Annotated in this window: 9 protein-coding genes; 6 read left to right on the top strand and 3 right to left on the bottom strand. The window is 58.5% G+C overall.

Annotated elements, in window-relative coordinates; genetic code table 11:
* Window positions 1-340 precede the first annotated feature (340 nt).
* Window positions 341-1276 (bottom strand): DnaJ domain-containing protein, encoded by a 936-nt coding sequence (locus tag HKN37_05135; protein ID NNE46027.1) that lies wholly within the window; start codon window positions 1274-1276, stop codon window positions 341-343.
* A 170-nt stretch (window positions 1277-1446) separates the two neighbouring features.
* Here HKN37_05135 and accC point away from each other — a divergent pair, with 170 nt between their 5' ends.
* Window positions 1447-2952: an acetyl-CoA carboxylase biotin carboxylase subunit gene (accC, locus tag HKN37_05140; protein ID NNE46028.1), complete on the top strand. Its 1506-nt coding sequence runs from the start codon at window positions 1447-1449 to the stop codon at window positions 2950-2952.
* A 48-nt stretch (window positions 2953-3000) separates the two neighbouring features.
* Here the strand turns inward: accC and trmB are convergent, their stop codons facing one another.
* Both trmB and HKN37_05150 read right to left on the bottom strand, forming a co-directional pair.
* On the bottom strand, window positions 3001-3945 hold the full coding sequence (trmB, locus tag HKN37_05145) for a tRNA (guanosine(46)-N7)-methyltransferase TrmB (GenBank protein NNE46029.1): 945 nt from the start codon (window positions 3943-3945) through the stop codon (window positions 3001-3003).
* 25 nt (window positions 3946-3970) lie between these two features.
* A complete protein-coding gene (locus tag HKN37_05150; protein ID NNE46030.1) occupies window positions 3971-4477 on the bottom strand; it encodes a ferritin in 507 nt (168 codons plus the stop codon).
* Window positions 4478-4626: 149 nt separating this feature from the next.
* On the opposite strand from HKN37_05150, the gene HKN37_05155 reads away from it, so the two are divergent.
* The 5 genes from HKN37_05155 to rho all read left to right on the top strand — a co-directional run bounded on the left by HKN37_05155 (window position 4627) and on the right by rho (window position 11433).
* Complete coding sequence (locus HKN37_05155; GenBank protein ID NNE46031.1) at window positions 4627-5352, top strand: WG repeat-containing protein; 726 nt, start codon at window positions 4627-4629, stop codon at window positions 5350-5352.
* Window positions 5353-5480: 128 nt separating this feature from the next.
* The gene (locus tag HKN37_05160) at window positions 5481-7052 is read left to right on the top strand and encodes a response regulator (GenBank protein NNE46032.1); all 1572 of its coding nucleotides are present in this window, start codon (window positions 5481-5483) and stop codon (window positions 7050-7052) included.
* Between the two features lie 24 nt (window positions 7053-7076).
* Window positions 7077-7520 (top strand): tRNA (adenosine(37)-N6)-threonylcarbamoyltransferase complex ATPase subunit type 1 TsaE, encoded by a 444-nt coding sequence (gene tsaE / locus HKN37_05165; GenBank protein ID NNE46033.1) that lies wholly within the window; start codon window positions 7077-7079, stop codon window positions 7518-7520.
* Window positions 7517-8830, top strand: coding sequence for a bifunctional folylpolyglutamate synthase/dihydrofolate synthase (locus tag HKN37_05170; GenBank protein ID NNE46034.1), 1314 nt, complete (start codon window positions 7517-7519; stop codon window positions 8828-8830). The genes tsaE and HKN37_05170 overlap by 4 nt, the downstream gene beginning before the upstream one ends.
* A 428-nt stretch (window positions 8831-9258) precedes the next feature.
* Complete coding sequence (gene rho / locus HKN37_05175) at window positions 9259-11433, top strand: transcription termination factor Rho (GenBank protein NNE46035.1); 2175 nt, start codon at window positions 9259-9261, stop codon at window positions 11431-11433.
* Window positions 11434-11534: the final 101 nt, after the last annotated feature.

Consider the following 11534-nt stretch of genomic DNA (forward strand, 5'->3'; position numbering starts at 1 on the left):
GGGTTGTCGCGAGCAGGGGCAGAGCGAAGCATCAGTCGTGCGCTGAAAGAACACCCCGGCATTACGTCGGTCGAAGAGTTGGTGCGGCACGCCCTTCAGGCAGGGTAGCCGCAGGTCGAGGAGTTGCGAATGCAGTGAAGCAGTCCGGGCGACAGGGTGCAGCCTTATGTCATCCTGAGCCTGCGAAGGGCCTGAGGCATGGATGGATCGACACGTTGGACAAAACTGAAAGCACAGGCCCCTCGCTGTCGCTCGGGATGACAACGATAGAGATCGGGGAACGTATTCTTCGAATTGCTGCGGCCGCCACAATGCCCACCGAAAACCGCCCACCTGCCGGCTAGAGCAACCCCGCATCGCGCGCGGCTCTCTCGAACTTCTCCTTCTGCGCCTTCGTCAGTTTCTTCGGCACCTCAACATCCACCTCTACGAACATGTCTCCCGTACGCGTCTCGGTCTCGATTCCCTGACCTCCAAGCCGAAGGCGCTCGCCCGGCTGCGTACCCGCCGGAATCTGCACCTTGATCTTCTTCCCGTATGCGTTCGCAACCTCGAGCGAAGTACCCAGCATTGCCTCAAAGACATTGATGCGTACGTGCGCAAGCACGTCATCACCGTCCCGACGCAACTCCGCATGCGGCTCAATAAGGAACGAGACGTAGAGGTCTCCGCGCCGGTTACCGGGCCCACGCTGACCCCTGCCCTTGAGCCGGATCTTGAATCCCTGCCGCACGCCCTTCGGTATGTTGATCCGCACGCGTTCACTGGACGGAAGAGTTACTTCCGTTCTTCCACCACGCAACGCCCGATCAAAACTAATGCGGAGCGTCGTCTCGGAATCCAGCCGGGATGATCGCCCCCGACCAGTACCCGTCGGCTCCGGCGCCCCGCCACCAAAGAACCTGTCGAATATTCCCCCGAAATCGCCGAAGCTATCCGGCCCCGATCCTGAACCGGGCTGCCCGGGCCCGCCGTCAAAACGTACGTACGTGCCATCCGGCGAGCGATAGAAACGACCCCCGCCCGACGTGGCAAACCCGTCGCCATACCCGAACGGGTTCTTCCGCCGCATATCGTACTCCTTCCGCTTCTTCGAATCCGAAAGCACCTCGTTCGCTTCCTGGACTTCCTTGAACCTGTCTTCGGAGGCTTTGTCGCCCGGATTCCTGTCGGGGTGGTACTTCTGAGCGAGCTTTCGATACGCCTTTTTTATCTCGGCCGTACCATCCGACTCGCTGACGCCGAGTATTTTGTAGTAATCCTTATGTTCGGGCATCGCTCTGCGACACCGCTGCAACGGGAAGTCGATTAGCTCCAGTCGGCCGTTCTGTCACTGGATGCCGGGCATTTCTTCCGGTTCGAGTCCGTTGCGGCAGCATATGTCTTCATTTCCTTTCTATTAGCCGTAAACGCACAATCCGTGCCAGAGGATGCACGCGCGACCAAATGTACAACCATAGATTCAACCGGATTCTGATCGCGAACCGTGGCGAGATCGCACTGCGCATTGCACGAACCTGTAAGGAACTCGGCATCCACACCGTAGCTGTCTACAGCACTCCCGATCGTTCCGCGCCCCACGTACGCTACTGCGACGAGGCCTACGAGATCGGCCCCGCCCCGTCACGCGAATCCTACCTGCGCCAGGAAGCGATCGTCGATCTCGCCCGCCAGACCAATTCTGACGCCATCCACCCCGGCTATGGCTTCCTCGCCGAGAACGCTGCTTTCGCTGACATGTGCGCTGAGAACGGGATCTGTTTCATAGGCCCCCCGCCATCGGCCATCCGATCAATGGGTGACAAAACTGCCGCCCGCAAAATGATGGAGGCGGCGGGAGTTCCGGTCGTGCCCGGCACGGTCGAACCTGTCGCAACCGCTGACGAGGCTGCGACCATTGCGGCAGAAATCGGCTACCCGGTCCTGCTGAAAGCGGCGGCAGGCGGCGGCGGCAAAGGCATGCGCGTCGTCCGAAGCGAATCAGAACTCGAAAAAGCACTCGCCTCGGCGCAGTCCGAAGCTCAGTCAGCATTTGGTGACAGAAGAGTCTTTCTCGAGAAACTCATTGAGAAGCCTCGCCACATCGAATTTCAAATACTCGCCGACGCACACGGCAACATCATACATCTGTTCGAGCGCGAGTGCTCGATTCAACGACGGCATCAGAAAGTCATAGAGGAAGCCCCGTCCCCGATCATGACGGAGGCGCTGCGCAAGCGCATGGGGAAGGCCGCCGTCGAGGCGGCACGCTCATGCGGCTACGTGAATGCGGGCACCGTCGAGTTCCTCGTTGACCGTGATCTGAACTACTACTTCATGGAAATGAACACGAGGCTCCAGGTTGAGCACCCGGTGACGGAGTGGATCACCGGACTGGACCTCGTCGCCGAGCAAATTCGCATCGCCGAGGGCGAGTCACTCACTATCACCCAGGACGATCTTCTCATCCGGGGACATGCTATCGAGAGTCGGATCTATGCCGAGGATCCTGCGAACGATTTCCTGCCAGACTCGGGGACTCTGCTACGGCATCGACCCCCGGAGGGCCCTTTCGTACGCGTGGACGCGGGCGTTGAGGAGGGTGGCATGGTCGAAATTCACTACGACCCGATGATCTCGAAGCTCACCGCATGGGGCCGGACGCGAATCGAGGCCATCAACCGCATGGACCGTGCGCTCTCAGCCTACGCCATCGACGGAGTCCGTAATACGATCCCGTTCTGTCAGTTCGTAATGCGCAACGCGGCCTACCGGAAGGGCGACATGAGCACACACTTTATCGAACAGCATTTCGAGCCCTCCGAGCTGCCGCAGCTGGACGACAGCGAGTTTGCCGCAGGATCCATTGCTGCCGCCCTGTCGACCCGGATCAACTCGAACCACCGGGAGCACGACGCCGGCGAGCCAACTCATGCTTCGCCAGGATGGAAGAATCGTAAGGAATTCCGTTAGCGCCGTAGCAGCAAGCAGTCCACAGCTCAGCGTCGACGACGCCGACACCTAGTACCGGGACTCCAGCACCTCCAGCCCCTGACCCGCCAGGTACTCGGCTACGCACGACACCGCCTGATTCAACCCCCGCGTGCTGAGCGGCTTCCCGAACTTCGTTACACCAATCAGGATGTCCTCTCCCTTCGGTCGAGCCTCGATGACAACGTTCTGATGAAGATCGTCCTCTTCGATCATGGCAAGAAAGATCATGGCCGAGCCGTCGAGCGAACGATACGCGTCAGCGAGCACGATCGTCGCCCCATCCCGCACATAGGCCTCCTTCTCGAAACGAGCAACCGTTGAAAGGTCACCTCTCATGAGGGCATGTTGCATTTCTGTCTTCTCCTGTCGTCCAGGAATTTTGGGCGGATCCGCAGTCTTGCAAAACAGAGCGTGATAGATCGGTCTATCCTGGTCCAGCCATCGGCGTGCCCACCGGGTCTCCAACATTTCCGTCGGTGGCTCACCGACCTCTTCCCTGAACAAACCCGTCGCGGCCACACTCTGGCGAGCAAACTCAAAGTAGTCCAGATGGTCCGTAGTGAGTGACAATACACCGTCCGTGGTCAATCTCGACGCAAGGAGTGTCAGAAACGCGGTCGACAGGAGGCGCCGCGGCGCATGACGTCTGCGGGGCCACGGATCAGGAAAGAGAACATAGGCCCGATGCAAGCCCGCCGCAGCCACCATGTTTCGCACGACATACCGCGCATCGCCACTGTACAACCGAATGTTCTCGAACGACCCTCGACGAATCCGTTTCCGGGCCCGCACGACGGACGAAGGTGAGGTATCTGCCCCGAGAATATTCCAATCCTGAAATCGCTCTGCCAGGTGTGTCAGGAACTCGCCGTTTCCGAACCCGACCTCAAGGACGAGTGGACCCGCCCGGCCAAACAACCGAACGGGATCAAGTGGGGTCTCGACGTCGGACGGACGGATTACTATGGACACAGCGGCTTGAGAAAGGAATCAGGCGTCAGGCGCCCGCGTCAGCCGGAAGGCTTCGACTGCCCATCTCCCGATCCAGCATGAAAAGACCGGACCCGGAATCGCCTACCAATTTGAGGCTGTCGATGGCTGCACGAGCATTTTCCTCTTCTTCCACCTGCTCGTCAATAAACCACTGCAGCAATGTCTGCAAGGGATAGTCGTTCTCCTTTACTGCGAGTGCATACAGCTTGTGAATGCGATTGGTGATGTATTGCTCATGGCTGAGTACGGACTCGAACGCTTCTGTCGGCGTCTTGAATTTCGTCGACGGCTTCTCGATCTGCTTCAGCTCAACCTCCGCGTCACGCTGAATCATGAAATCAAACAGCTTCATGGCGTGAACCGTCTCTTCCTGCCACTGAATGCGTAACCAGGAAGCAAAACCCGGCAAATTCATCTGCTCCATACGAGCGGACATTGCGAGGTAAATGTAGGCCGACTCGAACTCCGCCTGTATTTGTTCATTTATGGCTTCAACAATAGCTTTCTTCATCTGTCCCTTTCTCTCCTGTTTCTCTGTGTTCGGGGCGACAATCCGTAGAGCCTGCACGGTCACCTGCGTATACTGTGTATACCTCGCGACCACACAGGTTGCTGCCGGCGGGTCCGCGTTCCGGGAATTCTAGGTTCATTCAAGATACTATGACTCTCCTATACCGTACGGCGTGCGCCGCCACATTGGCCGTAGTTACGCTGGGATTCTCGTCGTGCCAGTCCGGAACGGATTCGGCACCCGACTTAGGCACGACCGAAACGGTCTTCTTTCCAGTTGTGCAGGCCGGAATGTGGGGATTCATCGATGTGTCCGGCCAGGTTGTTATCCAACCCCGGTTTGAGCGCGCCTGGCCGTTTTCGGAAGAGCGTGCGCTCGTCCAGTCCGGCGACCGCTACGGGTTTATAGATCCCACCGGCGCACTCGTCATTCCCGCTGAGTTCACGGATGCCTGGTTCTTCTCGGGCGGATTGGCCCCGGTTGAAAAAGATGGGCAGTGGGTGTACATCGATGCGACGGGACGTACCGCCGTCGAACCCGCGTTTCGCATCGAGGCTTCTTTCCTGGAGCAGAACGGGAAGCCTGAACCGAGACTCGGCAGAACTAGAGTCGGCGACGTCTACGGCTACTCGAATCCATCCGGTGACGTCGTTATCGAGCCCCAGTACAATCAGGCCTGGAATTTCGTAGAGGGCATGGCGCGCGTGCGCGTCGATGGTCGCTGGGGATTCATTCGCCCCGACGGAAGCATCGCGATCGAACCCCGGTTTGATGTAGCCTGGGACTTCTCGCATGGCCTGGCGCTGGTCGAGATCGACGGCAAATATGGCTACATCAATCCGTCCGGGGAATACGTCTGGGCGCCTACCAGCTGAGCGCCGCCTCTCGAGCCCGTCGGCCGCGACAGAATCAAAAGCGCCTGACGTCCGGTATACCTGCGCAGGACCGTGCTTCGGTGCGATCCGGACGTACGCCATAACTCCTCAGTATTTACCGGGACCGAATGCCGAATCCTCGCATCCTCTGGGCTGACGATGAGATCGATCTGCTGAAGCCGCACATCCTTTTTCTTGAGTCGAAGGGCTACGAAGTTACCAGCGTGACCAACGGCTCCGATGCGATCGAAAAGGTGCGCGACGAGCAGTTTGAGGTGGTCCTTCTGGACGAACAGATGCCGGGCATCGGAGGTCTCCAGACTCTTGCCGAAATCAACCGGATTGCTCCGGAGGTCCCGGTCGTGATGATCACGAAGAGCGAGGAGGAGCGCATCATGGAAGAAGCTCTCGGTCGCCAGATCAGCGACTACCTCACCAAGCCGGTAAACCCGAGCCAGGTCCTGCTCACGTGTAAGCGAATCCTCGACCGCCAACGCCTGCGCAGCGAACAAGCGACGCAGACTTACCTGCAAGCGTTCAACGAAATTACGCAGGCACTGGCGGCTCCGCTGACCTCGACCGAGTGGATTGATCTGTACAATCGCATGGTCCGCTTTGATCTTGAGATTGAAGAGGACGAGGGGACCCGGCAGATTCTCGAGGATCAGTATCGAGAGGCGAACCGGGTCTTCGGTGGTTATGTGGAGGAAAACTATGAGCGCTGGGTTGCCGGGGCGCCGCCAGCATCCGAAGGCGACCGTCCGATCCTTTCCCACGAGGTGGTCGAGTCAGCAGTCATACCGCATCTTGCATCAAAGCGACCGGTCGTCTTTTTTGTAATAGACTGCATGCGATACGATCAGTGGCTGATGTTCGAGAAGCTGCTGCATCCTCTCTTCGAACTGGAACAGAAGTTTCATTTTTCCCTGTTGCCCACAGCAACACCTTACTCGCGGAATTCAATCTTCAGCGGACTGCTGCCGCGTGACCTCGCCCGCAAATATCCAAAAGTGTGGGCGGACGGCGAAGAAGATGAGCATAGCCGCAACAGAAACGAAGAACCGTTCCTCAGAGACCAGTTGACCAGAAAGGGTGTGACCTGCCGGCTCCGCTACAACAAACTTGTCGGCACCGACGACGGTCGTGATTTTGCCACCAACGTGCACGACCTGCTGCAGCATGACTTGAGTGCCGTCGTGGTCAACTTCGTAGATATTCTCGCGCACTCTCGTTCCGATTCTGCCGTGCTCAAAGAGATCGCGCCGGACGAGCGGGCGTATCGCGCGCTCACCAGAACCTGGTTCGAGCACTCCTGGCTCTTTCAGGCTTTCAGGGATCTGGCTGCCGCCGAATGCACGGTTGTCGTCACGACAGATCACGGTGCGATCCGAAGTTTACATGCGGCAAAAGTGATCGGGGATCGCCACACGTCGACGGCACTGCGGTACAAGTACGGCCGCAATCTGAAGTGCGATGCGCGCCATGCCATCTTCGTCAAGGACCCCGAGGCCTACGGTCTGCCAAGTACGGGCATAAACTCAAATTTCATCATCGCCAAGGAAGACTACTACTTCGTGTATCCGACGAACTACAACCAGTATCTGAACAAATACCGGGACACGATGCAGCATGGTGGGGCGTCGATGGAAGAGATGATTTTGCCGATCATTACGATGACCCCCAGACGCAGGACGGCCTGAGCGCAGCCAGTCGATACCACGCCGATGACCGATACGCTTCCGGCGGAAACGACCTCGCCGACAGAGACGCTTGAGATAGGTCGCCGCCTCGCAGGCCGGCTCAAGCCGGGACAAGTTGTTGCACTGTACGGTGATCTGGGTTCGGGAAAGACTCACCTCGCAAAAGGAATATGCGCAGGACTGGGTCTGGATCCGGAGCGCGTCACAAGTCCGACGTTCGCGCTGATTAACGAGTATGTCGGTAAGAAGTGGACGGTCTATCACTTCGACACGTACCGCCTCAAGAGTCTCGACGAGTTTCTGGCCCTTGGTTACGAGGAGTACTTCGAGGGCGACGGCGTTTGCCTCATTGAATGGCCGGACGTTGTCGAGTCCGTTCTTCCGGACGATGCAGTTCGTATTCGTCTGAGTCATCGAACGGGCGATCGACGATATATCGAATTCACTCGTCCGGGCGTGTACGGTTGATCAATCCAGACACAAAACGAGCTTACGACTATCTGCTTGGGCTGCCGCGCTTCGCCGTAGAGGGTAGTGCCGCATACAAGCCCGGGCTGGAGCGAATGCGCGCGCTCCTGACGACGGCCGACGATCCGCATCGCCGGTACCCCTGCGTTCATGTCGCCGGTACCAACGGCAAGGGGTCTGTGGCGTCTATGACTGCATCGATCCTGACCGCTGAGGGCAAGCAGACCGGCCTGCACACGTCTCCACACTTGCACTCGTTGGAGGAGCGCATGCGGATCAATGGGGCGCCGGCATCCCCCGACTGGGTAGAGGGCGCCATCGGTCGTTTCAGAGGGCCACTGGAAGATGTCGGGGCCAGCTTCTTTGAAGCGACCGTTTTGCTCAGCTTCCTTTACTTCGCAGAGTTCGGAGTCGACATCGGTGTCGTCGAGGTGGGTCTGGGAGGTCGCTACGACGCGACAAATGTGATTCGGCCCGAGGTGTCCGTAATCACCGACATCAGCCTTGAGCACACCGAAATTCTGGGCAGTACGCTGACAGAAATTGCGGCGGAGAAAGCAGGGATCATCAAAGCGGGTATCCCGGCCATTACGATCGCGAAGGGTGCGGCTTTCGACACCATTGCCGAAGCCGCGCGCGCCGTCGGGTCAGACATCGAGAACGTGCGCAGGAGTTGTTCGGTCAAGAGCGTCGATGTCCGCTTGACCGAAACGCGGATTGAACTCGAAACACCAGAACGTCGCTACGACGATCTGAAGATTGGTCTTCCCGGTCAACACCAGATCTGGAACGCCGTGGTCGCTGTTCGAATCGTCGAGTTGCTGTCGCGTGACCCGGAGACTGATGTCTCCGAGGACGCTATCCGGTCGGGTCTTGCAAACGTGAGCAGGAACGCAGGATTTATAGGCCGGCTTTCGACTCTCAGTTGTCAGCCTCTGATCGTGGCGGACGTGGCACACAACACGCAGGGCATTGACGCCGTGCTGAAGCACCTCGCGGCATATTCATCGGGACGGCTCCATGTCGCTATCGGTCTCATGAAAGACAAGGACGCCGAAGGCATTGCCAGATCGCTTGTTGCCAGCGGCGCGAGCGTTTCCGTCGTTCCCATCGACGCCGATCGCGCTATAGACCCGGCCGGGTTCGCGTCATTGCTTAAGCGGAGCGGATTACGCGTCGATATTCAGGGAAGCGTATCACACGTGCTTGATCGGTTTCGTCAAACTGCTGATGCGCACGACGTACTTCTTCTGACCGGCTCTCACCATATTGCCGCCTCGGCTCTGGAAGCCGTCAGAACCAGTGATTGAAACTCCAAAATTACCGTTGCGTATATAGATTGTCGCCCGCTCAGGTCCGTCGCCCGACGGTATGCGAGCTCATTCGCGGCACTCCTCCGCACACTCCGCTTCTCGCGCCACAGCGGGAAGAGTGTTGTTTTTTCTACTTATTGCGCTATCTTGCGGCGTAGAACACTTCGCTTGCAGGCCTCGCGCACGCGGCAGAACACGGATTATTCAGTCTGTCGCACCTTCCGCAAGTTTGCACTCCTTGTCTCGCGCCTTCGACGAGAAGAGACTTACCCTCCGACTTGAATCGTAGAGTGGATCGTCACGATCGATCCCTGCTAACGTTCGCTTTGAACACCCTCCCCGACCAGAATGACCTGTATACCTGCACGAGACGGTGCGAGGGCACCTGACGCAGATCTCGTCCTTCCGGCAACTCATCGCATGCCATGAAAATCTCCGACCTGCAAGACCAGAAACTCCCCGACCTTCGCGACAAGGCCCGCAAGATGGGACTCGCCGGCTTCTCAACCATGAAGAAGCAGGATTTGATATACAAGATTCTCGAGGCCCACGCAGAGCGTGCCGCCGATGGGTCCACACGGCCGCCACGCGACGCAACGGACTCTGATGACGGCAATCGAGGGAAACAATCGCAGGGCTCGTCGTCTTCGACGCCAGATCGGGAGAACGGTGACCGGAATTCCGACACGCGCCAACGAAGTAGTGAGAGGCCGAGCAAAAGCACACGTCTTGAGAAGGTCGAGATCCCCGAGCGGCCTTCAAGAGACGACGATGCAGACGCGCTGCAAGACCAGGGGCAAGCAGACGAGCGCGGACCCGGAAGAGATGATCGCGGTGACAACGACCGCGGTGCACGTGATTCACAATCGCGGGGCGACCGCCAGGGACGCGATGACCGCGATCGCGGAGGACGTAATCGTGATGACCGTGGCGGACGCGGAGAACGAGACCGTAGTGATCGTAGCGGACGCGATGGTGGCAACCGCGATGACCGTTCGCGTGACAGAAGTGACAGAAGTGACGGGGGTGACCGGGGCGGCCGAGACAGGGGTCGTGACAGGAACGAACGCAGCGACAGGGGTGATCGGAACGATCGCGGCGGACGCGGAGAACGAAACCGTGATGGTCGCGGCGGACGAGACAGCGGCAACCGCGACGACCGTTCGCGTGACAGAAGTGACGGGGGTGACCGGGGCGGTCGCGGTGACCGAGACAGGGGTCGTGACAGGAACGAACGCAGTGACAGGGGTGATCGCAACGATCGCGGCGGTCGCGGTGAACGCAGCGGGAACGTACGCGGCGGCAACGAACGCAGCGGCAGTGAACGCGGCGGCAGTGAACGTGGCGGCAGAAATCGCCGGCGTGACAACAGACGAGGCAAGGACAACCGACGTGGAGGACGCGAGAACGAGGAACGCCGCAAGAAGGTGTACGAGGGTCGCCCCGAGTACATGGCTCAGCACGATCCCAGCAAGACGGACCTCGACGGCATGATCCGGAAGATCGGGGTGCTCGAAATCCTTCCCGACGGATACGGCTTCCTCCGATCAGCTGAATACAACTACCTGCCGAGCCCCGACGACATCTACGTTTCGCCATCGCAAATCAAACGATTCAGCTTGAAGCTTGGCGATACAGTCGACGGTGAAGTTCGTCCCCCGAAAGAAGGAGAACGATTCTTCGCGCTGATACAGGTTAACACGGTGAACGGGCGAACACCTGCCGAGCTGGAAGACCGGCCGCTGTTCGATTATCTCACACCGCTCTACCCGGAGAAGCATCTAAAGCTCGAGACAAAATCTACCGAGTACAGCTCGCGAATCTTGGACCTCTTCTGCCCGATCGGGATGGGACAGCGTGGCCTCATTGTCGCGCAGCCGAAAACAGGAAAGACGATCCTTCTGCAGAAGCTTGCGAATGCGATCCACGAGAATCATCCCGATGTGTATCTGATGATCTTGCTGGTCGATGAGCGACCGGAAGAAGTCACGGACATGGAGCGCAACGTGAGCGCAGCGGAAGTCATTTCGTCGACGTTCGATCAGGATCCCGAACGACACGTTCAGGTCGCGGATATCGTCCTCGAAAAAGCAAAGCGATTGGTCGAAGCCGGACAGGATGTCGTAATCCTGCTCGACTCGATTACTCGACTCGCGCGCGCACACAACGCAATCACTACGAACAGCGGTAAAACGCTTTCCGGTGGAATCGAGGCGGGCGCGCTGCGCGGCCCGAAGCGTTTCTTTGGAGCCGCTCGCAATGTGGAGGAAGGTGGTTCGCTCACGATCATAGGAACCGCGCTCATCGATACGGGCAGCCGAATGGATGAGGTTATCTTCGAGGAGTTCAAAGGAACGGGTAACTCCGAACTGGTCCTTGATCGTGGTTTGTCCGACCGGCGAATCTTCCCGGCCGTCAACGTGATCAAGTCCGGAACACGTCGCGAAGAACTACTTATCCCCGAAGCCAAGCTTCAGCGGATCTGGATTCTCAGGAAACTGCTGGCCGACATGGATGCCCTGCAGGCCATGTCCTTCCTGCTCGACAAGATGCGAGGAACACGGGACAATGATGAATTCCTTATCACCATGAACTCGTAGCGCTGTCGGATCAGCGCTAGAGAGAGGCCCATCGTTATTTCAACGGCGGGCCTCTTTGCGTATAGGGCCAGACGAATTCGCCGGACTATGGACGTTTTCCC

The sequence above is a fragment of the Rhodothermales bacterium genome (assembly GCA_013002345.1).
GTDB lineage: Bacteria > Bacteroidota > Rhodothermia > Rhodothermales > JABDKH01 > JABDKH01.

Bases quoted from the DNA above. Each gene is read 5' to 3' on its own strand.
- rho (NNE46035.1), top strand. From the start codon at position 9,259: ATGAAAATCTCCGACCTGCAAGACCAGAAACTCCCCGACCTTCGCGAC.
- HKN37_05160 (NNE46032.1), top strand. From the start codon at position 5,481: ATGCCGAATCCTCGCATCCTCTGGGCTGACGATGAGATCGATCTGCTG.
- HKN37_05155 (NNE46031.1), top strand. From the start codon at position 4,627: ATGACTCTCCTATACCGTACGGCGTGCGCCGCCACATTGGCCGTAGTT.
- accC (NNE46028.1), top strand. From the start codon at position 1,447: ATGTACAACCATAGATTCAACCGGATTCTGATCGCGAACCGTGGCGAG.
- HKN37_05135 (NNE46027.1), bottom strand. From the start codon at position 1,276: ATGCCCGAACATAAGGATTACTACAAAATACTCGGCGTCAGCGAGTCG.
- tsaE (NNE46033.1), top strand. From the start codon at position 7,077: ATGACCGATACGCTTCCGGCGGAAACGACCTCGCCGACAGAGACGCTT.
- HKN37_05150 (NNE46030.1), bottom strand. From the start codon at position 4,477: ATGAAGAAAGCTATTGTTGAAGCCATAAATGAACAAATACAGGCGGAG.